Origin of the sequence: Compostibacillus humi (assembly GCF_014637175.1) — a bacterium.
GTDB classification, from domain to species: Bacteria; Bacillota; Bacilli; order Bacillales; family Amphibacillaceae; genus Oceanobacillus; species Oceanobacillus humi.
This window is the reverse complement of record NZ_BMEV01000007.1, coordinates 1-26,132: the sequence shown is the minus strand read 5'-3', so window position 1 is coordinate 26,132 and position 26,132 is coordinate 1. Positions and strand designations below refer to the sequence as shown.

Genomic DNA, 26,132 nt, shown 5'->3' with positions numbered 1-26,132 from the left:
CCTTTACTTAAGAATCAATTTAGCTGGATAGAAGCCGTTGTAAATAGACATAGTCATTTTCGAAAATAAAATCCGTCTGCGGCAAGAGCTGGTTCATTTTTAAAAACGTACTTGCCTGATTAATTAAAGGTGCTAACCGGTCTTCCTCCTGCTGTTGCAGCCGGAATGCAGCCCCGTAGTAGTAGGCGTCCCTTTTCACTTCCTCTTTCCAAATTAATGTTCCTTCAATTTGGAACGTTTCTCCCATCAAGGTAAAGGAGAAGCGATATTTAAAATGGGAATGAACAGGTAAATTTAAGTAGGATAAAATTTTTATTCCGCCTAAACTGAGATTTTGAATTAAGATCGGGGTTGAACCGACATTTACTTTCTGATTATTCACCTCGACGATCGTCATTTCGCCTTTGATGCTATGTGGAAACTCCAGCCGATAAAACTTTCTCCGCTCTTTTCGCCGAGGCATGTACATTTTCTTTTTCGGTTTTAAGTATCCTGTTTCCATCATTTCTTCCCACGTTTCCAGAGGCACCGGCTTGGAAAAAAGAAACCCTTGAATTAAATCACAATCCTTTTGCTTTAAAAACTGATACTGTTCGTACCTTTCAACCCCTTCCGCAATGATTTTAATATTTAATCCTTTTGCTAAATGGATTACGGACGAAACGATTGCTTTATCTTTTTCATTATCGTGAGCGAGCTCTTTGAGAAATAATTTATCCAGTTTAAGGATATCGACTTGAAAATCGTGGATATATTTTAACGAAGAATATCCAGTACCAAAGTCATCGATCGCAATGGCAAGTCCTAGCTGTTTTAACATTTTTAAATTTGATTGAATCTTTTCATTATCTTTCAGAAGTGTATTTTCCGTAATTTCCAGCTGAATGAGATGGGCAGAAATTTCGTAGTCTGCTAGAATTTGCTTGATTTTTTCGATGAACCCATTTCGCATGAGACAGAGCGGGGAAACGTTAATGGCAATCGGCTTTACCGGTTTTTCCATCGTTTTCCATTTTTTCAGCTGCGAACAAACTTCTTCGATTACCCAACTTGTCAAATCATGAATTAAGTGATTTTCCTCTGCGAGAGGGATAAATTCTCCTGGAGAAACCGTTCCCCAATCCGGATGATTCCATCGGACCAATGCCTCCGCGCTATGAATTCTCCCTTCCATATTTACTTGAGGCTGGTAGTAAAGCTCAAACTGATTTTGTTCCAATGCTTTACGCATATCATTTTCCAGCGCTAACTGTTTATAGGATGAAATATCAATCGAGTCAGAAAAAATTTGATAGTTATTTTTCCCAAGTTTTTTTGCCCGGTTTAAAGCATGACGAGCTTTTTCCAGAAGAATGTTCGGCTTGTCTCCGTTTTCCGGAAAAAAACTAATGCCGATACTTGTCGTCACGTTTATTTCGTAACCTTCGATATGGAAAGGAAGTCGAGTATTATCTAAAACATTTTTTGCAAAAGCAAAAATGTCTTCTTTATGTTGGATGTTTCCAAGCAGGAAAACTAAATGATGATTGTCGACGTAAAACAAAGATCCGTTTGCTGGAGTCATCGTCTTTAGCCATGAAGCCAGCTCTTTTAGCAATTTATTGGCTATATCATAGCCGAGGGCATCATGGACGATTTGCAGCCGGTCAATATGCAAATATAAAAGGGCCAAGGTTTTGCCGTCGCGGCAATGTGCCTCTAACGATTGCTGGAGCTGGATTTGATTCGGCAATCCGGTTACGGCATCATGGGTTGTCCGAAAATCTAACTCTTCCCTTATTTTTACCCTTTCGGTGATGTCCAGCATCATTCCGAACAAATAAGTAAGATTGCTGTTTTCATCAAACCAAGGAATGACCTGTTTATAAATCCATTTCGTCGTGCCGTCACCGGCGATGATTCGGGTTTCTATATGCTGAGACTGTCCGCCTTCTGCCAGTTTCATTCGGGCTGAATAATTAGCAGCGTCATCGGGGTGGAGAAAGGATTCCCATTGGATTGGCCTGTCTATCAGCTGGTTCACCGGAATTTGTAAAATGTCTTCCGTCCCTTTTGACACAAACTTCATCTTCCCGCTTGGATATTCCATTAGCCAGATGGAAGCATCGAGATGATTAAACATGTACCGGAAATATTCCATTGTGCTATTTAATTTTTGTTCTAATTCTTTCCGTTCTGTGCAGTCTTTAACGACCCCAATCCATTTATGGACTTTATCATCCAATAAGATTGGTTCCGCAACCATTTTTAAATAATGCAGCTTCTTCGTTTTGCCGTGAAAAAAACGAAACTCTGTGGAAAGAGAACTTTTGTTGTTGCCAAGCACTTCAAAAAATTGTTTTACTTTTCTCAAATCGTCATGATGGATGAAATGATCGAAATCATGTAAGTTTTGGATATCCTTTTTCCCAATTCCTAACAGCGGATAAATTTGGTCAGAAAATAAGAATTCATCTTTGTCGGGCAAATATTCCCAGCTGGCAATTTTTGCAACTTGCTGGGCATTGTTTAAATGCTTTTTCTTCAGGTGCAATGCTTTTTCCAATTCCACTCTTTCGGTAATATTTTCAAAGATGCAAAAAACTCCTTCAGCCGGCCCCTTGTCAAATTGAATGGGGAGAAAGGTTACATGAAAGTAATGCGGCTTATCGGTGTTATTTGTAAAAGAAACGGAAAGTTTGTTTGCTTGTCCGTTTAATGCCTGCTCCAAACCTGTCTCCATCGAGCGATAAGTTTGTTCTGGCACATTGTCCTGGAAATCACTAAGATGTTTCGGGTTAAAGCCAAACGCTGCTCTATACCCTTTTTTGTTTTCGGAAACTATTTTTCCAGAATCGTCAAAAATAAGTACTGTATCTGGATGCAGTTTTGCCAGCGAACATAAATCTGTAACTAAGTCATTATTTCGGTTGATATTCTTTGAAAATGAATTACCAACTTTTCGCCATAGCATGTGAAACACCTCTGATAAAATTTAGATTTGGATAGATCATGCAGGAATGGGCTTTATCTCACGGATGAGTACCTGTTGCTGCAAATATGTCAGCCGGCTGTTTTGCTTTTGGCTGGTGGAATTATGTTAATAAATGAATGCTTTTTCTATCGATTGGATTAATTGAACAAAATTTGGTTTTTGGACGAAATCTATGGCACCTTGTTTAATCGCGGTATTGACGATGCTGTCGGGTGCTAATGAAGAATGCATAATTACTTTTGCCATAGGGTTGATTTCTTTTATTTTTTGTAATACGGATATGCCATCTTTATCGGGCAGTACATGATCAAGGATGACGATATCCGGGAAGTAGTACTCATATTTTTGAATTGCTTCCGTACCATCCTTCGCCCCAATGACATTTGTAAATCCATGCTGTTTTAAAAGTTTTTTTAAATGCAGTCGCATAAATCGGGAATCATCGACAACTAAAACCAAAAGGAACCCTCTTGATTCATCTTTCTTCATGCTAAATTCACTCCATTTTTTGATACATCCATATTGTCAGCGAATCCAGGGAAAAAACATATCACCATGATTTCTTATTTTAGGAATAAAGGAATAGGAAATATTACTTATTCAGTAGGAAAGCCTATTACCGGCGATGCTTTCGACATCTTTTGACAAAATTGAAACTGCCATATGGCGCTTATGATTAATTTCCCTAGGCAGTAAAGATGGTGGACTTGAGCCAATAGGAGGTAACAAACAATTGAAATCCCGTTATCATTCCCGATTGCGGAAAGGAAACGGAAAATCGGATGAGCAGCAGTTATCACGGCAGATACGAGAGGAAAAGGCAACAGAATCGACCGAGAGGCACTCTGTCAAGGTTGATAATTGGAGCGAATGCGCTAGAATCAACCGAGAGAGGCGCAGTCACGGCCGATTTGCGCAAGAAAGACGGGAGAATCGACCGAGAGGAGAGCTGTCACGGCTGATTCGCGCAAGAAAGACGGGAGAATCGACCGAGAGGAGAGCTGTCACGGCTGATTTGGGCTAAAAATACGCTAGAATCGACCGAGAGGAGAGCTGTCACGGCCGATTTGCGCAAGAAAGACGGGAGAATCGACCGAGAGGAGAGCAGTCACGGCTGATTCGCGCAAGAAAGAAGCGAGAATCGACCGAGAGAGGGGTTGTCACGGCTGATTTTTGTAAGAGGGACGCGAGAATCGACCGAGAGGAGTGCAGTCACGGCTGATTTGTGCTAAAAATACGGTAGAATCAACCGAGAGAAGCCCTGTCAGGCCTGAATTCAAAGAGAAAATGCTAATAATCAGCCGAGAGAGAGCAATTCATTGGTAATTTTAAAAGCCGTCAGAGGATATCTTTAAATACGGAAAAAGCCTTTTACAAGATGATTTAGGAGTACCCGCACCTATGGCACCTGGATAGGACCAATGGCAGGCTGCATCAATTAATAGAGAGCCGGAAAATAACTCGGGAGGTAATTGCCTGTGGCTAGCCTCAGCATCACGCTAGCAGTACTTATTTTTAAAAACATCCAACCTTCACAAAGGAAGATCGGATGTTTCTCAAAGGGCGATATTCTTTCGTTTTTTCTTTAGTTCTTTCTCGTACTGTTCTTTTACCATTTTCGCAATTTTCTCATGGGACATTTCCTCAAGCCCGTCCACCTTGCTTAATTTTTCGCAAACTTTAATGTAGGCAAAGGCGAGGCTTGTCGTAATGGCTGAGGCTACTGTTCCATTGATTAAACCACCTGCTACCGTTCCGACGCCAGGGATAATTTTTAACAGATTCCCGACGATGGCTCGTCCAACGAGAGTAGCTGCACTGGAGCCGGCAATGGCTGAAACAATAGTCTGAATTAAAGCCTGAGAGTGGGGAAAGCCGAAAATGTTCGTAATTTTTGCGATCAGCGTCACTTGGATTCCGGAAAGGGCCACTGCATCGGAAAAAGGAATCGGTGTAAAGCCGACGCCAAAGGAGCTGGCAATAAATCCGACAGCCCATTTTTTAGCCTCTTCCACCTTCAAGGCGATGTCCGTTTTTTGTGCATTTACGAAGGCCCTTTTCGTCGCCTCGGGCAAAACCTGAAAAGTCACCTGCACCAAATCCTTCAGTCCGTAAGCAGGCACTTCAAAGTTATTCATAATTTTCTTTGGTGCTGCCAAAAGCCGCACGATGTTTACTACCGGCAAATTCATTTTTTCCAATTCTTTATAAAAGGTGTCATCATCGGTAATACATTGGGTGAGAACGAGGATTACCGGCATTTTTTTCGCAAACAGACGAATCCATTCCATTTCCGCCTGCTCCAGCCGATTCGATTCATAGTTGACACAGTACCACATTAAATGAATATGGTCGCTGGCATCATTGCTGGCTGCTCTTCTTTCCACCTCGGCCATGATTTCATTTCGCACTTCGTCCCGGGCAATATCCTCCAGCTCCAGTCCCTTTGTATCAAAAAGATTGACTGGAACCGTTTCTTTAGAAATCTTTTTTAGGTGTTGAGTCACCGGCATACCTACACCAGTTTTCACCAAATTTTCCCGGAAAATCGCATTAATCAACGTGCTTTTGCCCACGCCGGTTTTTCCCGCCACCATAATATTTGGCTTCATCATCGATTGATAATCTTCTTCCATTTGATTCAATATGTCTTGAAAGGAAAAATCTTTGTGCTGGTTCGAGTTTTGCAACATCGTTCACCTCTTATCCCGCCGCATGACGTTAAATATCACAATCATTTCTCCATCATGGTATGCTTAAAGAAGAGATTCGTCAAGATGGAGGATACCGATGAAACCGACAATATTATACGAAAAAAACTACCATATTGATCTCAGGGATGTAGATTTTCAGAAAAAGCTAAAATTAAGTGCGTTATTTTCCTATTTTCAGGATGCGGCGAATGATGCGGCGATAAGACTTGGCGTTGGAATTGATACACTGCAGGAAAAATTTGATGCCGCTTGGGTTTTAATGCGCCTCAAGGTCGATATCGAGCGCCTGCCTTCGCTGGACGAGGAAATTACGATAGAAACATGGCCGCAAGAGCCGCGCCGGTTTGATTTTGAACGGGACTTTTTGGTGAAGGGCAGGGATGGAAATATTATTATCCGGGCCATTTCATCCTGGGGCATCATCGATTTGAAGGAACGGAAGCTCGTCAAAGCGAGTGCCATTTCCTTGGAATATCCGGAAGTAATTGAGGAGCGGGCCATACACGGCAAGCTGCGAAAGCTGAAAGGTACCGACCCGATGCATCCGGTCTATAAAAAAGTGATCGGCTACAGCGACATTGATTTTAACGGCCATTTGAACAATTCCCGGTATATCGATTATATGATGGACTGTTTTCCGATTGAGGACCATGAAAAATATCAGCCAGAATCCCTGGAGGTTAATTTTATCAACGAAGCGTTGCCTGGGGATGAAATCGTCATGAAGCAGGGCGAGGGGGAAACTTCCGGCGAAATCATTATGGAAGGTGTCAGAGAAAAAGACGACACTGTCATTTTTCGCGCCAAGGTGAAAATAAAGGAAATATAGAGGAAAGGTGCCCAGTGGGCGCCTTTTTTATGTATGACAGGCAGGTCTCTCTACATTAGCAGCGGAATAAGAATTTCTCCAAAAAAATTCCGGCCGAGAATTTTCGCCACGCCACTCCCCCTACACTTCTCAAATCCGCCATCAATCTGTCAAAAAACTGTAAGAAACATAATGAAAATGATTCTCATTATTGACTACAATAGTATTAGATGCAGTTTTTACATAGAAAAAACCATCCTTCATATAGACAACAATTTTTAAAGGAGTGACAGCGATGAAAACGTTAGTGCTTTATGCCAGTGCGACGGGAAATACAGAACTGATTGCCAAGGAAATCGTTCAGCTGTTGACGGATAAAGGCATTGTTCCGGATATAAAGGAATTTGACTTTGATGAAATTCGGGCAAGGGATTTGCTCGATTATGATATGATTTTATTCGGTGTATACACTTGGACAAATGGAGAAATTCCTTTTGAAGTGGAAGACTTCTACGACGACTTGGATGTAGTTGACCTCACGGGGAAAATTTGCGGCGTCTTCGGATCAGGAGATATGTTTTATGACGAATTTTGCGGCGCGGTAGATATTATGTATGACCGGCTCGAAGAATTGGGCGCTACGATGGTTCCGGCAAAACTGAAAGTCGACCTGGAACCGGACGAGGACGATAACCGGATTTGCAAAATTTTTGTTGATAAAGCAGTGGAAATGCAAAACGAAATGATAGTCTTATAGAAAATAATCCCTGCATAGTAATATTCTCCCTTTTATACGGGAGAATATTATTTTTCTGTGAACATTTTACCAAAAATATCTATTTCCATAGTGAATAAGACATAATATAAGTAAGAATGCTATAGAAAGAAGGGTGGCACAATGTTTCGTTTTCGTGAAAAGGCAAGCAAAGAAGTCCCGTTAACAGAAAAGCTGAAAGAAATGAATCCGGTTTTACAGGTTTGGCGATGCAGTTGAAATTGACGAACATGACGAAAGAAGACTTAGCTGTTGCCCAATGTTTAAAACCGTACATCGAAGAAAATATACAAGAAATTATGGAAAAGTTTTACGATAACATCGAACAAAATCCTGATTTAAGAGCCATCATCAATAAGCACAGTTCCACAGACAAATTAAAGAAAACACTGCGCCGTCACATTACAGAAATGTTTTCTGGCGTATTAAACACAGAATTTATGGAAAAACGAAAAAAAAATTGCTATTGTCCATTTGCATATCGGCCTCACACAAAAATGGTATATCGCATCCTTTTCTTCCCTTTTTGAATCTTTTGCAGATGTCATTTATAAAAATCTCACCTTGCCGGAGGATCAGGCGTTGGCGCTCCGGGTTTGTAATCGCCTCCTCAGTTTAGAACAGCAAGTAGTGCTCGAAGCCTACGATGACCAGCTTGAAATAGTAAGAGAATCAGAAGTGCGCTCGAAAGCAAAAGTTGAAACAATCGCCATGTTAGAGCAAACATCCAATGAACTCGCCACCCATTCTCAGCAAACAAACGGTTTAATTCAGGAAATGACGGCACGGATGGATATCATTGCCCAAAACGCTAAGGGCGGCCGTGTTTTAGCGGAAGAAGCGCAGCAAACTGCCAACGACGGAAATACCCAATTGGATAAAATCAACCGGACTATCGAGCGGGTAGAGGAGAGCTCCCGCATGGTAGGCGAGCAGATGAAGAATTTAGAAATGATGACGAACCAGATTAAGGATATCGTTGGAATCGTGAAAGGAATCGCCGACCAGACAAACCTCCTTTCCTTAAACGCGTCTATTGAAGCAGCCCGTGCCGGCGAACACGGAAAAGGGGCTGCCGTTGTTGCCAGCGAAGTGCGAAAACTTGCCGAAGGAACGCGGGACTCGGTGATGAACGTCAGTGAGCTGGTAAACAAGATCAATGAGTATGTAGCTAGCAGCAGTTCCTCGCTGGAACAGGCACAGACCCTTGTGGAAGAGACGAAGGATCAGATGAACGGAACAAGAAAATCCTTTAAAAATATTCTCCAGACAATGGAAAATACAAAGGAAAGCAATGTAAGAATTGAACAGGACTTGGAAAGCTTTCTCCAAGCCATCTATGAAATCGAACAATCCGCCGCAACACTGGCAACTACAGCAGAAAACTTGAACGTCATGATGGAAGAATTGAACGAATAGTATAAGAGTGCATTCTGGCGCACTCTTTTTTATATTGGAATGGAGGAGCGAGCCATTTATCGACGCTCAGAGTCAAAATATCGGCGTATATCCAGAAATATCGGTTTATCTCCAATTATATCGAGCGCAGAAAAAAAGATATCGGCTTTTCTTCAGAAATCGGCTTTTGTTAGAAAGATATCGGCGGTTCTGACGAAAAATCGGCATTTCTTCTATTTTATCGAGGTTGAAAAAAATCGTTTTTCTGTGAAATATCAGCGTTTCTCACAGAAAAATCAGCGCTCCCAGGTAAAATTCAGTATATCTCCGAAAATATCGAACCTTTAATAAAAAATATCAGCGAATCGGGATTTATCGGCGATCCGAGCCAAAATATCAGCGAAAATACGAAAATATCAGCTTATCTTTCAATTTATTGAGCGTTGAAAAAAATAAATCAGCTTTCCGTGAAATATCAGCGTTTCTCACAGAAAAATCAGCACTCCCAGGTAAAATTCAGCCTATCTCCGAAAATATTGAGCCTTAAATAAAAAATATCAGCGAAACGTGAAATATCAGCGTTTCTGACAAAATATCGGTTTTCCTCCAAAAATATTAAAAAGGCAGGTCGCAGTCCTCTATTTCAGAGGCTATTGGAAGTCCTTCATCTTTATCGGTAGTCCGCTGCTTGTTTTCTCCTTCCATTTTTTCATACTCTTCCCAAGTAATTCCGAAAGGCGCTCCTCCAGCTGTATATCCAGCGATAAAGGCGAAAGTTTCATTACGATCGATTGCAAAATCATTCAGACGTTTTTTCTTTTTTGCCATGAATAACATCCTTTCTTTTAAAATCTCCACAGACACCGAAACTTCAACAAACCGTGCCTAAACATCATATCACACCTTTTCGCCACTTCACTATAAAATTCCGTTCTACAGCATTCGGCAATTTTCTAGTATACTATTTGTTAGGAGGGGATTCGATGCTTCCAAAATTGCGGGAAAAGTTATTATCCTATCAGAGAAAAACGATTACACTTTCCGAATTGGAAAAATTAATGGCTCCAAGAACGTATGATACATTTGCCGAGCATGTGCTGGAACTGGAGGATGGAAATTACTTACAAATGGTCAAATCAAAGGGACGGAACGGGAAGGCCCCCTCTCTTGCTTACCAATACCGCATTAATAAACACCTTTTACAGCAAAAATACCACCAGGAGTTGCAGCGCTACCGCCTAAAACTGCACAATGCTATCCATATGGATAAATATTTTCGCCTGCCGGAACGGGTGTGGAAAGAGGACTTGCCTTATTTGGAAAAGATTCATCATTACTTAGAAACAAAAGGATTTCCTGAGGAAAATGCACCGGCGCCAGAACGGAGCTATGAACTGGTCGGGGATGAGAAATGGATTACAGACCATGGAGGGGCCGAAGTATTGGAAAGAGTCCATTTATGGGACAAAATGAAAATTTTTCCCGTTTCCGACCCGCTGATGTTTGCCATCAATCCGGCACAAATTCAGGAAAAACGCCACTTGCATTTAATCATTGAAAACAAAACGACGTATCACGGGCTCCTTCCTGCATTGACGAAAACTCCATTTTCCACATTGATATATGGAAGCGGCAATAAAATTGTGAAAAGCATCGAAAACTTCCCGACTCAATTTCCAGTTTTTGGCGACCATCGTTTCTTCTATTTTGGCGATTTGGATGCTGCAGGAATCAATATTTGGCATTCTCTAAACCAAAAACAAAAAGTCCTTCCTGCCTATCCTTTTTATCATGCTTGTCTTGCGAAAGAGGAAGCTTACGGAAAAACGAATCAGCGTATCCAGAAGGAGGCATTGGACGCATTTTTAACCAATTTTCCTGCTGAAGAGCAGAATCATATACTATCATTGTTTGAAAACGGGGCTTATTACCCGCAAGAAGTGCTGAAATCGGCAGAACTCCAGCGCATATGGGAGGAAACACAATGGAATTTCTGGATCTCCAAGAATTAACGAAAGGGTACCGGGAGCGGATGCGGCGCCTCGCATTATTGGACCCGCTCGTAGAATTACAGCGGAAACAAACGGTCGATGCCCAAGGAAAAGAAATCGATATGCTTGGTCTCGGCTTGAATACCCTCCTGTTCTTTTTTGAGCGCAGGCTGTCCCGGGAATATAAAACCGGCGTCCATCATCTTGCGCAGTTTTTGCGAAAATTAACGGAAAACGTCTATATTCTTGAGGAAAAAACATACGAATCTTTGGCACGGACGATGATTCAAACTTTTCGCCCGTCAAGCGGAAAAAAGCGGAGTTTTTCTTTTTACAACTGGGAGACAAAGCAAACGGAAGACATTGAGTATTCGATTTTAAAAGACAACGATTTTGACCTGAAGACGAATACTCAATATTATACGCTTGATGAAGACGGTCTCGAGCTGCTATTTGCCACGAAGGAGTTTTACAGCGAATTCCAAATTTCCATTAATCAACTGCTGCTCCGCCAGCAAATTGCCAAGGGCGAGTTTCACGGTGCATTGCGGCAAATCCGGGAAATGGAAATGGACGTGGAAACGTTAAAAGAGCAAATGGAGAAAGTGAAGCTGGAGATTTTACGGAGCATCGTCTCGGAAGAAACCTTCGAACGGTACAAAAAGCTGCTGGAAGATACATATTTTCGTTTGGAAAGGGAAGATGAAGAATTTAAAGAGCTGAAAATGTTTATCCGGGAGACGAGCGACGCCCTTTATGCTGATGATGTGCGCCAGAAAGAAGTTAAATCCTACGAGCTGCTGATACAAATTACGAAGGAGCTGGAAAAAGTCCATTATGAGCATGGCCGGCTTTTAGAAATTACTGCCGACTTAAAAAATACTGCCCTTGTGACGGCACAAGAATCGCTCTATTATACAGGAATCCAATCTTTTAATTTTGACAAGGATATCGTTTCGACGATTCTTGCAAAACCGCTTCCACCTGATGTGATGAAAGGGGTTCTTCATCCCTTTTTCAAAGTCGAAGAAAACCGGTTTTGGTCCCCGCTTACCGTCCTGGAAGAGCAAAATATTACTGAAGAGCGGGAGGACCATGGAGCAACCGAGTTTCTTGAAGCAAGGTCAGAGGAAGAGGAAGATTCCTATCAGCAATGGCTCGGCGAAAAATATAAAAGGATTATGGAATTGTACTTGCAGCATCATGAAAAAACCGAAACTCGAACGTTAAAACAATTTATGGATCGAATCCAAGAAACGCATCCCGATCTTCTCGGAAAAAGATATTTTTATAGTTTTTGGCTCCTTCTCCATCAGCGCTCACCTATTCAGGAACAAATCGAACAGGAGGAAGAGAAAACGATTCTCGGCGGTGCCATCCAACTTCTCAAAGGTAAAAAACTCTTCATCCAAGAAACGGCGGAAATCCTGCGTTTCCATCACCAATATTCGATACAAAATATGACAATCAGGCTGGAGGAAGCAGAATGAACTATCCAGAGAACAAAGTAATGAAAGCATTTGAAATTTATACGGTCCTTGCCCGGGATGGAGTCGCCCCGAAAGAAGCAGTCCACGAATATATTGCCGACGACAGTGTTCGCAGTCTGTTGGACAGCTTCAGCTATAAAGTCGATGCAGCTATTATTCGGACAAGCGAAGCATTGTATTTGGTGCCGAAATCGAAATTATCCCCCTTTCACGTAAGCAATGAATGGATTAAAAAGAATTATTTGCGCTCGGGAGCAACGAATGCCGATATTTATTTGCTTTACTTTGCTGCCATCGTATTATTTGGATCCTTTTATGACCGGTATAACAGCCAGGAACCGACCATTCAGTTCCTGCGCCTCGATGACTGGGTAAAAAATATGAACGAGCGCATCAGCTATTTGAGTTCCCATGACGAAGAGGAGCTCATCAAGGCGGAAAAGGAAATGTCCTATAACTGGCGGGCGATTATCGATAAATGGGAAGATATGGACGATATTAAAGAAACAGCCAAACGACAAACCGGAAACACGATCAGCCGGATGAGTTTCATCGACACGGCGAAGCGGTTTTTAATCAGCCAAGGACTGATCCAGGATATCGGAAACGGGGAAGTGGCTCTTACGGAAAAAGCGAAAACGATCATCCAGCGTTATTTTATGGAAGAAGGCCATAATAAAGGGATTTTTGAATTTATGTACAGTTTCGAGGAGCGTGAGGAATAATGCCAGCAATCAGCAAAATTCGTCTAACCAATGTCGTGTATGAAGACGGCAATAAGCGGTACAATGATGAAGTTTTTTTGTTTGACGGGCATAACGGAGCGATCGTTTTGGAAAATGGCGGCGGGAAAACGGTGTTTATCCATACGGTCCTGCAAGCCGTTCTCCCGCACACGAATCTTGGCGACCGGAAAATTAAAGAAACGCTGCAGCTGGAAAATGCTCCGGCCCATATTGGGATTGAATGGATTAAAAATGATCAGCCAAGACGTTATGTCACCACCTGTGTATCCCTCTTTTTAACGAAGGACGGACTCGACTCTCTCCGCTATGTCCATGAATATGATGAAGGAAGCAGCGACTCCTTGGAACATATCCCTTTTGTTCGCAAAACCGATAGAGTGAAGCGTCCCGCCGGCAGGGAAGAGATGCTGGAATATTACAGCGCGATGAAGCAAAAGTCGATGTATGCCCACACCTTCACCACGATTCGGGAGTTCAAAGACCATTTGGAAAAAGAACACCACATTATTGCCAATGAATGGGAAAGCATCGTCAAAATTAACGGAGATGAAGGCGGGATTGATAGATTTTTTGCAAGCTGCCGGACGACGACAGACCTCTATGACCGCTTATTAATTCCGACTGTTGAAGATTCGATAATGGACCATAACCAAGGAATGTTTGTTGATACGTTTGAAAAACAGCGGGCAGGTTTTCAGACGTACAAACAATTAAAGGCGAGCATTGAAGAAAACGAGCAGATCCAGCGGGAACTGGAAGCCTATGTCGATGTTTTTCGGAAATTTGATGACAAACAAAAAGCGTACGAAGAGCAAAAAGCAGCAGCTAAGGGAACGTGGAATCTCCTGCAAAAGCAGAAACTGCAAGCGGAAAAGGAAGCGGAAGAAAACGCCAAAGCTTTTCTGGAATGGCATGAGGAGAACGAAACCTTTGCCTGGAAAGAAGCATCCTTCCGTATTTATCTGGAACAAAAAGTGGAAAAGCAATATCAGACAGAATATGAACAGGCCCTGACGCATTTAGAAGAACTTGAGGAGCGCATCACCCAAAACCGCAACAAAGTGCATTCTCTGAAATACGCCAGCTGCAAACGGGAAAAGAAACAGCGGGAAGAACTGCTGAAAGAGTATGACGAAAAACTGGCTGCGCAAAAGGAAAATGCGGATCTCGAGGATTACGAAGCCCGGCTGGAAGAAGCAAACGAGGCACTGCACGGCTATTTCCAAGAACAATTAGAAAAATTGGAAAAAATGCTGGCAGGCGCTCAGCAGGAATTGCAGCCGCTGGAGGAGGAAGAGAAGAGGCTATCCGCAATCCAAAAGGAACAAGAACGGGAAGAAAGAAACCTCCAAAATCAGGTATCGAATCTATCCGTAAAACAAAAAATGCATCAAGAACGTCTCCACAAGTTAAAACAAGAAACGTTGGCAAATCCGGATCAGGAAGACGTGAAAACCGAGTTTCATAAATGGAATAAGAGGCATCAATTTTTGGACGAAGAAATGATCCGCCTGCAAGCAAAGGACCACCAATTGGACAAGCAATGGGAGGAGTTGGAGCAGGAAAAGGCAGAGCTATACGAAGCGAAAAATGAAAAGGAAAAAGAACGAAGCAAACGTGAATCGGAAGAAACGCAAATGCAAGAGGCCCATGACTATCTTCTAGCGGAGTTAGCCGGAATTCGTCCAAAATGGGGCAGCCTCATAGATCTTTACCTGCGGGAAAACTCTGTGTACCAAGAGTTATTGGAATTACAAACCGTTTTAAATCGAGAGTATGACGAACTTCTGTATCAAGAGCGAACGATGCTAAGGTTTGTCGATGATTATGGAGAACAGGACATCTTTTTCAGCGACCGATTTTTATCCAAGCAGCTGCATTCCTGGAAAAACCAACTGGATTATCTCGTTACTGGGGTGGAATTTTTCCAAAGTTTAGATGCGGACGAACAAGAAAACTTTCGCAAATTCCCGTTATGGCCGTTAACTTTAATTACGACAACATCGGAAAAACAAGTACTTCAGGAGCGACTGGAAAAGGTAAAGGACCGTCTCGTTTTTCCGATTCGCCTCCTCACGTTGGAAGAAGCGAAGCAAGCAGGGGAGGAAGATGCTGCCGCCTGGATTGCACCAGCCCATTGGGAAACGAATTTGGATTCAAACAGCTTTGACAAGTGGAAACGGACGTTAAAGGAACGAGCAAGAGAGATAACGGAGACGCGGAAGGTGAAGGAAAAGGAAAAGGTCCGAATCCATACCGCCATCCAGTCTTTTGAACAATTTTTCCAAACGTATCCAAGTTCCTGGAAGGAGGAATTACGGGATAGCATTCGCCAGCTGACCCGGCAAATCGAAAGCATTAGCGAAAAATTGAAGGAAATAACAGAACAGCAGGAGGAAATAAGAAAGGAAAAATCTGTCATACACGATACGATTCGTCAGTATCAAGATGAGAAAAATGGATTAGAAACGAAAATCAGCAAGGCGATGGAAGTTTTTAGCATCGAGCGGGACCTTTCCCAACTTGCTGACGAGGAAAGGGAAATAAGCAGAAAACTCCTTCACCTGCAAGACCAATTGAAAGATACGACAATTCAAATTGACCGTTATCATGAAGAAATTGCAAATAAACAGGAACGGATACAATTTTTGCAATACGAACGAAGCAAGATGATCGACCATGAAGATTACCAGGCTGTAAAAGAGTTTGCGCCCCGCTTTACAGGAGAAGAAAAGGAAACGATTCAGCAGCGGCGGAAGGACCTGGAATTTGCAATTGCCAGAATCCAACAGTCCTATGACGACTTAATTACAAAATACGAATATACGAAAAAAGACATTCGGCGAATCGAGACTGAGATGGAGGAGCTGCTCCGGGAATTTCCTAATATTGATACAGAGATGGAGTTTCCGCCAGACGGCCAGCAGCTGATAGAACAGCTTCGTGAACAATGGAAAGAAAATGAAGGGAAGGCAGCAAAACAGCGAGAATCCGTTACGGCAAGCAAAGAAAAATTAGACCGGAAAAAAGGAGAAGTAGCCAGCCAGCTGGAACAATTCAAACAACGTTTTCCAGAGCGGGAACTTTATAAATTCATGGAAGATGTGGAGACTATACCAGCAATGTTGCAAGAAGAACAAACCCGGCTGTCTGAAAAGCATCGTTATTTAGAACAGGAAAAGGCACGGTTCGACAAAGAATTACAAGATATTGAACAGGCCATCATTCAATTGCAGAGCATGGAAGAAGCCCACCATTTTCAAAGCACAACGATTATCGGTAAAGAATTTTCCGAAGCAGAGCTTACCGAATTTATTTATAAACGGAAGTCACATGTAAAAGAGATCATTGAAGGGCTGCGCAGGTCGAAAGCAGAAGTGGACAAAGGAATAGAGAACCTCAACGTTGCGAAACGGGATTTTCGGGACTTTTGCAACCGTACGATTAGCGACGTCAAGCTAAAACATATGGCGCTAGAAGGAATCGAGCATAAGGAAACGTATGAAGAAATAGTTCAGTTCCAGAAAAATATGTTTACCCGGATTGAACAGGCGGATAAATACGCAAGGGAGTATATCAGCCAGAACGATAAGGATTTGCAGGCTTTCATTAACAACGTGCACAATCATCTGCTGAACTTAACCGACCAGCTGAAAATGATTCCGAAGCGGACGAAAGTGAAAGTGAAAAACGGCTGGAAGGAAATTTATAAATTTACAATCCCTGAATGGACCGAAGAGGACGGGAAAAAGCGAATCCGCGATCATATGGATTGGATTTTAGAACAGCTGGAATCAGACCGATACAAGACAGCGGAAGGGACCGAGGATCACGGACTAATCAGAAAAGATTTAGAGAAATGGTTCGAATCCCGTCAGCTCCTGCAAGTAGTAATGCAAAACGAAGCGATGAAAGTGTCCTGCAGAAAGGTTACCAATGATAACGAAGTAACAAGCAAATTTTATTCATGGGAGCAAAGCAATAATTGGTCTGGCGGTGAAAAATGGAGCAAAAACATGACTCTCTTTTTAGGGATTTTAAATTATGTTGCCGAGAAAAAACAGTTTATAACATCAAATCGAGTGCGGCATCGGGCAGTTATTTTAGATAATCCATTCGGCAAGGCTTCCAGCGATCACGTATTAAGTCCGGTCTTTTTCATCGCCGAACAGCTAGGCTTTCAAATTATCGCCCTTACCGCCCATGCAGAAGGTAAATTTTTGCAAGATTACTTCCCGATCATTTATTCCTGCCGCCTGCGGGAATCCACCGACCCGGCGAAGAAGGTAATGACGAAGGAAAAACAATTGCATTATGCCTACTTCCAAGACCATGAACCAGAATCTTTGGAACGATTAGGGGAAGCAGAGCAGATGGAGCTTTTTTAGAGCACAGCTATAACTAAAGCCAAGTGGGCAACGTCCATCACCAATGACGTTGCCCGTTAATTTTTATGTGAGGTAATATAGGCGGTATCCGTAGAGTTCTGTTATATCAGTGTTCCTGTGGGCTGGATGTTAGCACTTCAGGAGCGGAACAACCAGCGCTTCTAGGAAATATCAGCTTTTCTTGCATAGGAATCGGCTTTCGTAGAAAAGTATCAGCATATCTCCGAATATATCGAGCGCTTAGTAAAAAATATCGGCGAAGCGGAAAAAATCAGCGTTCCATGCCGAGATATCAGCGACTATGATGCAAAATCAGTTTTTCTTCCATTTTATCGTGCGCAGAAAATAGGATATCGGCTTTCCTCAAAATATCGGCTGTTCTGGCAGAGAAATCGGCTTTTCCCCGAAATAATCGGCGTATTTCTCAAAATATCGAGCGCTGAACAAAAAATATCGGCGAACAGGGATATATCGGCGGTGTGAACCAGAATATCGGCGTTTCTCTAAAAATATCAGCTTAACGATGAATTTATCGGGCATTAGGAAAATATATCTGTAATTTATCAAAAACAGATTAAATATTTATGCAAATATAGTTTTTCATCAAGAATATGTTTTTATTGCTGGTGGTTTATAGGAAGCAAATTTTTCTAGCAACCTGTTTGGATCATCGTCTATAAGGGCCAGCGAACGGTACTTTTCGTGTAAAAATTGTTCCTTTGTCATATGATGAAACAGTTCTATAAGCGGATTGAAATATCGATTAATATTTAGTAGACCACAAGGTTTTTGATGAAGTCCTAATTGCGCCCATGTAAACATTTCAAAAAACTCTTCCAATGTTCCCGGCCCGCCAGGCAAAGCGACAAAGCCATCTGCTAGCTCTGCCATTTTAGCCTTTCTTTCGTGCATCGAATCGACAATGATGAGTTCGGACAATCTATTATGCGAGATTTCTCTCTGCTCCAAAAATGCAGGCATCACCCCGATAACTTGTCCGCCTTCTTCTAAAACAGCATTTGCAACTGCTCCCATCATACCGACACTTGCTCCGCCATAAACAAGGGTAATATCACGTTTAGCCAATTCCTTGCCAAATTTTTTTGCACTTTCTATATAAATATCAGATGCCCCATTACTCGAACCACAAAATACAGCTATGCTTTTCATAGAATCGCTCCCCACAATTAATTTCAGTGTTTATATTATACGAAAATTGCCATTGTTTGTTAAACTTGATGGTGATGGAATGGAAGGAGTGCGAAACATGGATGTAAATGAATTTCAACAATGGGTAAAAGAATATTATGAACATAGAGGCTGGCATGATTTAGACATTTTTATTCGCATTGGTTTTTTAGCAGAGGAAACAGGAGAAGTGGCACGGGCAATTCGCGCCCTTGAAATTGGGAGAGACAGGCCAGACGAAGAAGCAGAATCATTGGTGAACAAACGAAGGGCTTTAGTAGAAGAATTAGGGGATGTATTAGGCAACGTTATTGTGATTGCCAACAAATATAACATCGCCCTGGAAGAAGTATTTCATTCCCATAAGGAGAAACTCTTAAAGCGTTATACTATTGATTAATAGAAAAATAGTTAATCCAAAAGGAGAAATCTCTATGCCTGATTTCCAGCAGCTTGCAAAAAATAAAATTCTGCTATGGAGTTTGATTCTAACCATTACTATTCTTTGGGGTTATGCTTGGGTTGTGATGAAGGCGTCCCTGGAATTTATGGGTCCCTTTACTTTTTCTGCCTTTCGCTTTGGGACAGGCACCTTGACTCTTTTTCTTATATTATTCCTTGTTCGAATGGGGCCGCCGCCCAAAAAGTATTGGAAACACCTTGCCGTCATCGGCTTCCTGCAAACAGCCGTCGTCTTCTTGGCCGTCATGTTTGCGTTAAAATTTGTGGAAGCGGGGAAATCATCAGTGCTGCTTTATTCCATGCCGATGTGGAGCAGTTTGCTTGCGGCAAAATTTTTAGGGGAGAAGCTGAACAAATATAAAATAATTGGTCTTGCGATAGGAATGGTCGGGCTCCTTACCATTTTAGGCTGGGATATTTGGATGAAGCAAAATTTGCAGGTGATTTTTGGGGAACTGCTTATTGTTTTTGCCGCTGTTGCCTGGGGAGTGTCCAATATTTACTATCGCATCCATGTGACTAATCTCCCTCAGCTGCAAGTATCCGCCTGGCAAATGCTCTTTGGAACGATGGCGATCATTCTTGCTACAGTCATTATGGAATGGGGCGAGCCAGTTGCATTCACTCCTGTCAGTATTTTTTATGTGTTGTTTACCGGAGTTTTTGCCTCGGCAATCTGTTTTACCGTCTGGTTCATCATTATAAGCTATATCGATATGGTAACGGCAACGATTAGTACGCTCCTCGTTCCAATTTTTGGCTTGCTGCTAGGGTACCTAATCCTTGATGAAGCACTAACGGCAAGCATATTAATCGGTTCTGGGCTCGTTATTATAGGGATTATCATTGCCCAAAAGAAAATGCCTGTTAGAGATAAAATCGCCGAATAATTAGTGCGGGATTCTTCTTATAAAATTCCAGCCCTTCCATTGTCCACTGGCCAATCCAACATTTAAAAGGGATGGCTCCTTCCATAAAGGAGTTCCATCCCTTTTTCGATTATTTACCACGGCTTCCCGTTACATAGTGGGTTGCCTACACCTCTATTAAAAGAACAAGAATCCAATCGCCATCGGAATAAAGCTAAAGAACAAAATCATGACACAGAAGCCCATGATATCTCTGATCTTTAATCCGGCAATCGCAAGGGCAGGCAATGCCCAGAACGGCTGAATCATGTTTGTCCAAGCATCGCCCCATGCAACCGCCATCGCCGTTATTGCTGTGTCTGCACCAATATTCATTGCTGCATCCATCATAATCGGGCCCTGCACCGCCCATTGTCCCCCGCCGGACGGAACGAAAATATTGACGAGCCCTGCACTAATAAAGGAGAAAAACGGCAATGTAGCTTCCGTTGAAAAGCTGACAAACCAATTGGAAATTTGTGCCGATAAACCGGAGGCGACCATCATTCCCATAATTCCGGCATAGAACGGAAACTGAATAATAATTCCGCCGGCATTTTTTACGCCCCGCCCAACTGCGTCTAAAAATCTTCTCGGCGTACGATGGAGCAATATCCCAAGGAAAAGGAAAATAAAGTTGACAATATTAATGTTTAAGTCGAATCCGTTGAGTACGAAATGATACACAATAAATGCAAGACCCATCACTCCGATAATAAGGGAAACCCATTGGCTGTTTTCCAATTTTTCTGCCGGGGTTGTCGCGTTGATTGTAGCTGCAGATTCCGGATCATCTTCTTCCGGAATATTCCATGTTACAGCCTGGTTGTTTTGTAACGAATCCGTACTTTTCAGCAAATAGCGGTTAAAGAAAGGCAGAGTAATGACAAGAAAGAGAACGATAAAAATATTGACCGGGCTAAACAGGGTTTCTGCAATGGGAATTTGCCCGATGGATTCTTCGAGGAAATGACCTGGTGTAGCAATTGTTAATGGGACAGATCCGGAAAAACCGCCATGCCAGACTAACATCCCGCTGTAGGCACTGGCAATAAGAATCCGGTAATCGACGGTCGGAACTCTCCGGGCAACGTGAATGGCAAATAGCGCCCCGACCACAAGTCCGAAACCATAGTTAATTAAGCAGGCGATTAGGGCAACAAAGGTTACGAGCATGACCGCCTGAGCCGGCGTTTTTGCCAATGAACTAATTCTTTCCAAAATCCTTTTCACCACAGGAGTACTTGCCAAAATATATCCGGTGACAACGACGAGGGACATTTGCATGGCAAAAGCAAGCAGATCCCAAAACCCGGTTCCCCAATGCTCAATCATTTGGACTGGACCGCTGTCAGTAAACAGAACGCCCATGACATATACAACAATGGTCAAAATAATGGCAAACAAAAAGGCATCCGGAAGATACCGCTGCACCATCCGGTCAAAGAAAGAAGTTACTGCTTTCATGAATAAAACCCTCCTTTAGTTCTGGTTATTTTAAATTATATAAATATTCGGCAAATTATACAAACAAGTTTTGGGGAAATTTTTTAGAAAAACTATTAAACTTTCTAAAAAGGTTCCGATATAAGAATTGTAATCATCAAGGGATGATTGGTTAAGGCCTTAACCGTCAAGCTTGGTAATAACTCTCCAACGAGAGTTGTTATACATACGGGACATAAGGATGTGACCCGTAAAAATAAAATACATGGAGGTAGAAAGAGTTATGATTATCAATCACAACATTTCTGCATTGAACGCACACCGTCAATTGGGTGCAAACACTGGTGCAGTACAAAAATCTTTAGAAAAACTTTCTTCCGGTCTTCGCATTAACCGTGCCGGAGACGACGCAGCAGGGCTATCCATTTCTGAAAAAATGCGTGGCCAAATTCGTGGTTTAGAAATGGCTTCTAAAAATGCACAAGATGGAATCTCAATGATTCAAACTGCAGAAGGTGCTTTAAGTGAAGTACACTCCATTCTTCAACGTATGCGTGAATTAGCAGTTCAAGCAGCAAACGATACAAACGTTGATGTTGATCGTGAGGCAATTGGGCAAGAGTTAACAGAATTAGGAAAAGAAATTACAAGAATTAAAGATACAACTCAGTTCAACGAACAAAACCTTTTAGATGGAACAGCTGGAGCAAGTGGTGGAACAGTTACATTCCAAGTAGGTGCAAATAACGGTCAAACTATGACTGTAGATTTTTCAACTGACGGAATTAATCTTACTAACATTGAATCAGCAGTTGGTGGATTAGGTGCTACTGATGTAGCAGATAGCGCAACTGCAACTGCTTTAATTGAAACAATCAACGATCAAATTAAATTAGTTTCTGCAGGACGTTCTTTATTAGGTGCTACTCAAAACCGTTTAGAGCATACAATTGCTAACTTAGACAATGCTGCAGAAAACTTAACAGCTGCAGAATCTCGTATTAGAGACACAGATATGGCGAAAGAAATGATGGAATTCACGAAGAACAATATCCTAACTCAAGCTGCTCAGGCCATGTTAGCACAAGCTAACCAAACACCACAGGGAGTACTTCAGTTACTTCGTTAATTTAAATCCTGAAAAAGGTAACCTTTTTAAGGTTACCTTTTTTCAAATTATAGGGAGAAATAATATGAGTACAGTTATTATTTTATCAGGCGTATCTTATGATGGGTTTAAACAAAGACCTCAGCATTTTGCAGATTATTTTTCAAAAATAGGGAATGAAGTTTTATATATTGGATTGTTAGAACATAACAGGATTTCAAAAATGGAATTAGATAAAGTATTTGACAAAAAAAGTTTATTAAATAATTTATTTCAAATAAATGCTCAAGGTGTTTATATTCTAAATAATGAAATCAAAAATTTAGAGTCGGATTTTAACATGAGCGATTTGGTAAAAAAAATTAATGAAGTTTACCGTCATGAGAAAATCACGTATTTAGTATGTTATCCTGAGTGGATAAAATATTTTGATGATGTTCCAAGCAATTGTAAAATTATATATGACTGTATTGATGATTGGGAATCATTTTTAAATGATGCCAAATTAAATATATCTAAAAATATAGCTTATTACGAAAGAAAGATAGCTAACATTTCTAATTTAGTATTAGCGTCTGCAAGAAGATTGTATGCAAAAATGTCATACTATAATAAAAATGTATATTATTTACCGAACGGTGTGTGGAATAAAGATTATTTAAATACAGTTAAGGAAAGCTCTGAAACACCAGTTGATTTAATTTCAATGAAAAAGCCGATTGTCTTTTTTATGGGTGCCATTGCCGAATGGGTTGATATTAATTTAATTGACTACTTAGCTAAGTCCAGACCTGAATATTCATTTGTTTTTGTCGGTACTAAAAGAGTAAAAGTTCCTGATTATTGTAATGTTTTTTTCTTAGGATCTAAGGATTACAGCCTACTTCCAAGCTATTTAACTAAATCTAATGTTGCAATTATACCTTTTAAAGTGAACAATCTTACTGCATCTGTAACACCATTAAAATTATATGAATACTTAAGTTCCGGGACACCTGTGGTTTCAACTGTAATGCCGGATATAATTGGACTTCCAGGATTAAGAGTAGCAGAAAATTACCAGCAGTTCCTGGAATATATTGATTATTATGTTTCTTTGAATAAAAAGGAGTACGAAATTGAATCACAAAAAGCAATCAATACTGCTAAGAATTTTGATTGGAATAAACTATTAGAGCCAATTAGTAATTACATCGAAAGCGGTAATCTAAATTTAGAGTCTAATGAAGCTTTTTTGCAAAAAGCAATTGATAATTATAAATCTCTTGAAAGCAGTCCATTAATAAAGAATGAATTGTTAGGCTTCTATTGTGTCTTGGAAAAGTATATGGATGCGTTAGAACTGTTTAATGATTTCAATGATAATGAATTGAAAAAAATAGATTGTGAAAAACTAGCATTAGCATCTGCAATGCTTGGAGATTTTTCAAAAGCTGTAGAGTTGTTGAAAAAATACTTCTACAAAAATGATTATAATTTGTACACTACGTATCTGGATTCCTTGTTAAAAGAGGACAATAAGGAAGAGCTATTAAAAATATTTTTATTAAAATTATCAGGAAATACTTATGGTGCATTGAATATTGCTGATTCATTAATAAAAAATAGTAACCCCCCAAAGCTATTGGGATTACTTGCCGGTTTGTATTTAGACATCGGTGAATATGAAATATCTTTTCAAATAGCTGTGGATATTATTGCTAAAGAAAGAAAATATAATATTGAGGAATTATTTGATTATAAGATGATTGAACATATTGTCTACTCTTTAACTAAGTTTCAGCAATTTGATATTGCCGAAGAAATTGCATTATCATTAATGAAGAATAATAAAGAATGGGAAGAGAAGGCTACTCAACTATTATCAGATGTGTATATAGATAAACATATGAAATGATGTGTGATGATGAAAAAACTAAACATTTTGCAAATATATGACTATATGAAACTCGGTGGAGCAGAAACCCATATTATTACGTTGTCTAGAGCATTAATGGATAGAGGTCATAATGTTTACATTGCAGGTTCTTTTGGACCTGCAGTTAATGCTGTGAAAAGAGAAAATATTCCTTTTTTAGAAATAGATCCACCTGAAGAGAATAAGTTACTGGAAAATGCGTGGAAGATTGTTGAGATAATTGATTATTATAATATTGATGTAATCCATGTTCACCCATTTCAATCTCAAAATGTAGTTGCTCTAGTAAACATATTGAGGGATATTCCGGTAGTTACGACAATCCATGGTTCTTATTTAACTCCGAGTGTTGAAAAGTTAGAGTGTTTTTATAATAATTTTATATTTGTAAGTCAAGAATCACTTGATTTCCACTTAGAAGAGGGACTGCTTAACAAAAAAAATTGCTATGTAGTTCCAAACTGTGTGAAAATTGAAGCCAATGAAATTTCTTTACATAGTAAAAAAGATAGTCTTCAAATAGCTTATATTAGCAGAATCGACACTGATAAACTTCCTAGTATAGTATTTTTTGTTGAATGTGTTGAGCAACTAACGAAACAAATGGATATTCAGGTTGAAATTATTGGATCTGGGAATCAATTTTCCTATTTAAAGGATTTGATAGACAAAATAAACAGGAATTCCTCAAAGGAAGTAATAAATTTAATCAATGGATCCGATAATATTAATCAACATATTACGAAATCAGATATAGTTGTAGGTGTAGGAAGAGTAATTCTTGAAGCATTGGCTTTAGGAAAGATTCCAATTTGTATTGGCAATAATAATTATGTAGGAATTGTAAATGCTAAGACCTTAAAGAAAATATCAAATGTAAACTTTACTGACAGAAATACACATAACCCTCACAAAAAAGAATTATTTATAGAAGATATTAATTCTATACTGGAAAAACCAGAAAAAGTTAAAAAAGAAATCCAAGAAAGTTTGAAATATTTACTAAATCATTTTGATATAAAGTTAAGTGCAAAGGAGCATGAAAGAATATATTTGGAAATAATTAATAATCACCATAGTAAAACATTCAGAAGTAATTCTCTTAAATATCTAAATCATATTGATGAAATAGAAAGTATTAATTTTGCATTTGAACTAAACAATCAAGGTATAAAATACCAATTGGATACTATGAAAAATAATAAGATTTTGCTGAAACCAGATTTTTATAGTGAAAATGATAATTGGACAGCAGTATTTAATAATTTGGGGAATCATTTTGATTTAGACAATACAACAGTAGTGATTAGAATTGATTATGATTATCTTGATAATATTGATGAAATTTTAGAAAAAATTTCTGTTGTCTTTGATTCCTTAGATAAAAAGTTCGATTTGCTAATTGATTATCAATACCATGATGAAGTAAACGAAGATCTATTCCTTCTAGAGATGGATATGTTCATTGTTACTAATAATAATCAGCAAAAATATATGTATAAATGTGAGTTATTCGGTTGTAAAATATATCGATTTAAAAATCAATAACGTTTTTAGTGAAATTAAATTTAGATTATTGAATTTTTTGGTTACATGAATAAGATCTTATTAATATGTACCAGAAAATAAATTCCAATCATCGGCTTCGGATGATTGGAATATTTTTTATTTTATGATGTTATAAGTAATTCCTGACGCTTATTAACCCGAGTTCGACAGTAAATAGGCACAAATTCACTTTTTAATAAAATGTATTTCCTATGATATCAATCTTTTCGTGGATTTGTGCTTAAAATTTTTTGAATTTTACATAGGCAC

19 protein-coding genes are annotated in these 26,132 nt (G+C 40.1%); 13 read left to right on the top strand and 6 right to left on the bottom strand.

Translation table 11 applies throughout. The features are described from left to right. Positions 1–19 precede the first annotated feature (19 nt). The 3 genes from IEV18_RS02900 to IEV18_RS02890 all read right to left on the bottom strand — a co-directional run bounded on the left by IEV18_RS02900 (position 20) and on the right by IEV18_RS02890 (position 5,667). A complete protein-coding gene (locus IEV18_RS02900; RefSeq protein ID WP_188390879.1) occupies positions 20–2,953 on the bottom strand; it encodes an EAL domain-containing protein in 2,934 nt (977 codons plus the stop codon). Positions 2,954–3,079: 126 nt separating this feature from the next. Next, on the bottom strand, positions 3,080–3,463 hold the full coding sequence (locus IEV18_RS02895) for a response regulator (RefSeq protein WP_188390878.1): 384 nt from the start codon (positions 3,461–3,463) through the stop codon (positions 3,080–3,082). A gap of 1,067 nt (positions 3,464–4,530) precedes the next feature. Further along, positions 4,531–5,667, bottom strand: coding sequence for a YcjF family protein (locus IEV18_RS02890; protein WP_188390877.1), 1,137 nt, complete (start codon positions 5,665–5,667; stop codon positions 4,531–4,533). 97 nt (positions 5,668–5,764) lie between these two features. On the opposite strand from IEV18_RS02890, the gene IEV18_RS02885 reads away from it, so the two are divergent. The 4 genes from IEV18_RS02885 to IEV18_RS02870 all read left to right on the top strand — a co-directional run bounded on the left by IEV18_RS02885 (position 5,765) and on the right by IEV18_RS02870 (position 8,690). Continuing rightward, complete coding sequence (locus IEV18_RS02885) at positions 5,765–6,517, top strand: acyl-[acyl-carrier-protein] thioesterase (RefSeq protein ID WP_188390876.1); 753 nt, start codon at positions 5,765–5,767, stop codon at positions 6,515–6,517. Positions 6,518–6,791: 274 nt separating this feature from the next. Further along, complete coding sequence (locus IEV18_RS02880; protein WP_188390875.1) at positions 6,792–7,253, top strand: flavodoxin domain-containing protein; 462 nt, start codon at positions 6,792–6,794, stop codon at positions 7,251–7,253. Between the two features lie 227 nt (positions 7,254–7,480). Further along, entirely contained in the window at positions 7,481–7,801 is a 321-nt protein-coding gene (locus IEV18_RS02875; RefSeq protein WP_188390874.1) for a protoglobin domain-containing protein, read from the top strand. Beyond that, complete coding sequence (locus tag IEV18_RS02870; RefSeq protein WP_188390873.1) at positions 7,746–8,690, top strand: methyl-accepting chemotaxis protein; 945 nt, start codon at positions 7,746–7,748, stop codon at positions 8,688–8,690. The genes IEV18_RS02875 and IEV18_RS02870 overlap by 56 nt, the downstream gene beginning before the upstream one ends. Before the next feature lie 594 nt (positions 8,691–9,284). On the opposite strand, the gene IEV18_RS02865 is transcribed toward IEV18_RS02870, so the two are convergent. Continuing rightward, positions 9,285–9,497, bottom strand: coding sequence for a hypothetical protein (locus IEV18_RS02865; protein WP_188390872.1), 213 nt, complete (start codon positions 9,495–9,497; stop codon positions 9,285–9,287). A 155-nt stretch (positions 9,498–9,652) separates the two neighbouring features. On the opposite strand from IEV18_RS02865, the gene IEV18_RS02860 reads away from it, so the two are divergent. Genes IEV18_RS02860 through IEV18_RS02845 form a run of 4 tightly spaced genes read left to right on the top strand, consistent with a single transcriptional unit; the run spans position 9,653 to position 17,284 of the window. Further along, positions 9,653–10,681, top strand: a complete 1,029-nt coding sequence (locus tag IEV18_RS02860) for a Wadjet anti-phage system protein JetD domain-containing protein (RefSeq protein ID WP_188390871.1) — start codon at positions 9,653–9,655, stop codon at positions 10,679–10,681. Beyond that, on the top strand, positions 10,654–12,150 hold the full coding sequence (locus IEV18_RS02855) for a replicative DNA helicase (protein ID WP_188390870.1): 1,497 nt from the start codon (positions 10,654–10,656) through the stop codon (positions 12,148–12,150). The genes IEV18_RS02860 and IEV18_RS02855 overlap by 28 nt, the downstream gene beginning before the upstream one ends. Continuing rightward, entirely contained in the window at positions 12,147–12,875 is a 729-nt protein-coding gene (locus tag IEV18_RS02850; protein WP_188390869.1) for a DUF6063 family protein, read from the top strand. Before IEV18_RS02855 ends, IEV18_RS02850 begins: the two co-directional genes overlap by 4 nt. Beyond that, positions 12,875–17,284: a coiled-coil domain-containing protein gene (locus tag IEV18_RS02845; protein ID WP_188390868.1), complete on the top strand. Its 4,410-nt coding sequence runs from the start codon at positions 12,875–12,877 to the stop codon at positions 17,282–17,284. The genes IEV18_RS02850 and IEV18_RS02845 overlap by 1 nt, the downstream gene beginning before the upstream one ends. A gap of 603 nt (positions 17,285–17,887) precedes the next feature. Here IEV18_RS02845 and IEV18_RS02840 read toward each other — a convergent pair. Then, entirely contained in the window at positions 17,888–18,454 is a 567-nt protein-coding gene (locus IEV18_RS02840; protein WP_188390867.1) for an LOG family protein, read from the bottom strand. 97 nt (positions 18,455–18,551) lie between these two features. Between IEV18_RS02840 and IEV18_RS02835 the strand changes: the two genes are divergently transcribed. Then, positions 18,552–18,872, top strand: a complete 321-nt coding sequence (locus tag IEV18_RS02835; RefSeq protein WP_188390866.1) for a MazG nucleotide pyrophosphohydrolase domain-containing protein — start codon at positions 18,552–18,554, stop codon at positions 18,870–18,872. Positions 18,873–18,906: 34 nt separating this feature from the next. After that, the gene (locus IEV18_RS02830; RefSeq protein WP_188390865.1) at positions 18,907–19,824 is read left to right on the top strand and encodes a DMT family transporter; all 918 of its coding nucleotides are present in this window, start codon (positions 18,907–18,909) and stop codon (positions 19,822–19,824) included. A gap of 156 nt (positions 19,825–19,980) precedes the next feature. Here the strand turns inward: IEV18_RS02830 and IEV18_RS02825 are convergent, their stop codons facing one another. Further along, positions 19,981–21,309: a short-chain fatty acid transporter gene (locus IEV18_RS02825; protein ID WP_188390864.1), complete on the bottom strand. Its 1,329-nt coding sequence runs from the start codon at positions 21,307–21,309 to the stop codon at positions 19,981–19,983. Positions 21,310–21,571: 262 nt separating this feature from the next. Here IEV18_RS02825 and hag point away from each other — a divergent pair, with 262 nt between their 5' ends. From hag to IEV18_RS02810, 3 genes are all read left to right on the top strand, one after another. Further along, the gene (gene hag / locus IEV18_RS02820; protein ID WP_188390863.1) at positions 21,572–22,417 is read left to right on the top strand and encodes a flagellin Hag; all 846 of its coding nucleotides are present in this window, start codon (positions 21,572–21,574) and stop codon (positions 22,415–22,417) included. A gap of 64 nt (positions 22,418–22,481) precedes the next feature. Further along, the gene (locus IEV18_RS02815) at positions 22,482–24,293 is read left to right on the top strand and encodes a glycosyltransferase (RefSeq protein WP_188390862.1); all 1,812 of its coding nucleotides are present in this window, start codon (positions 22,482–22,484) and stop codon (positions 24,291–24,293) included. A gap of 9 nt (positions 24,294–24,302) precedes the next feature. Then, entirely contained in the window at positions 24,303–25,862 is a 1,560-nt protein-coding gene (locus IEV18_RS02810; RefSeq protein WP_188390861.1) for a glycosyltransferase, read from the top strand. Positions 25,863–26,132 lie beyond the last annotated feature (270 nt).

What these genes read in the sequence shown, in the direction of transcription:
- IEV18_RS02900 (WP_188390879.1), bottom strand. Translation starts at nt 2,953, where the DNA reads ATGCTATGGCGAAAAGTTGGTAATTCATTTTCAAAGAATATCAACCGA.
- IEV18_RS02895 (WP_188390878.1), bottom strand. Translation starts at nt 3,463, where the DNA reads ATGAAGAAAGATGAATCAAGAGGGTTCCTTTTGGTTTTAGTTGTCGAT.
- IEV18_RS02890 (WP_188390877.1), bottom strand. Translation starts at nt 5,667, where the DNA reads ATGTTGCAAAACTCGAACCAGCACAAAGATTTTTCCTTTCAAGACATA.
- IEV18_RS02885 (WP_188390876.1), top strand. Translation starts at nt 5,765, where the DNA reads ATGAAACCGACAATATTATACGAAAAAAACTACCATATTGATCTCAGG.
- IEV18_RS02880 (WP_188390875.1), top strand. Translation starts at nt 6,792, where the DNA reads ATGAAAACGTTAGTGCTTTATGCCAGTGCGACGGGAAATACAGAACTG.
- IEV18_RS02875 (WP_188390874.1), top strand. Translation starts at nt 7,481, where the DNA reads ATGCAGTTGAAATTGACGAACATGACGAAAGAAGACTTAGCTGTTGCC.
- IEV18_RS02865 (WP_188390872.1), bottom strand. Translation starts at nt 9,497, where the DNA reads ATGGCAAAAAAGAAAAAACGTCTGAATGATTTTGCAATCGATCGTAAT.
- IEV18_RS02860 (WP_188390871.1), top strand. Translation starts at nt 9,653, where the DNA reads ATGCTTCCAAAATTGCGGGAAAAGTTATTATCCTATCAGAGAAAAACG.
- IEV18_RS02855 (WP_188390870.1), top strand. Translation starts at nt 10,654, where the DNA reads ATGGAATTTCTGGATCTCCAAGAATTAACGAAAGGGTACCGGGAGCGG.
- IEV18_RS02850 (WP_188390869.1), top strand. Translation starts at nt 12,147, where the DNA reads ATGAACTATCCAGAGAACAAAGTAATGAAAGCATTTGAAATTTATACG.
- IEV18_RS02845 (WP_188390868.1), top strand. Translation starts at nt 12,875, where the DNA reads ATGCCAGCAATCAGCAAAATTCGTCTAACCAATGTCGTGTATGAAGAC.
- IEV18_RS02840 (WP_188390867.1), bottom strand. Translation starts at nt 18,454, where the DNA reads ATGAAAAGCATAGCTGTATTTTGTGGTTCGAGTAATGGGGCATCTGAT.
- IEV18_RS02835 (WP_188390866.1), top strand. Translation starts at nt 18,552, where the DNA reads ATGGATGTAAATGAATTTCAACAATGGGTAAAAGAATATTATGAACAT.
- IEV18_RS02830 (WP_188390865.1), top strand. Translation starts at nt 18,907, where the DNA reads ATGCCTGATTTCCAGCAGCTTGCAAAAAATAAAATTCTGCTATGGAGT.
- IEV18_RS02825 (WP_188390864.1), bottom strand. Translation starts at nt 21,309, where the DNA reads ATGAAAGCAGTAACTTCTTTCTTTGACCGGATGGTGCAGCGGTATCTT.
- hag (WP_188390863.1), top strand. Translation starts at nt 21,572, where the DNA reads ATGATTATCAATCACAACATTTCTGCATTGAACGCACACCGTCAATTG.
- IEV18_RS02815 (WP_188390862.1), top strand. Translation starts at nt 22,482, where the DNA reads ATGAGTACAGTTATTATTTTATCAGGCGTATCTTATGATGGGTTTAAA.
- IEV18_RS02810 (WP_188390861.1), top strand. Translation starts at nt 24,303, where the DNA reads ATGAAAAAACTAAACATTTTGCAAATATATGACTATATGAAACTCGGT.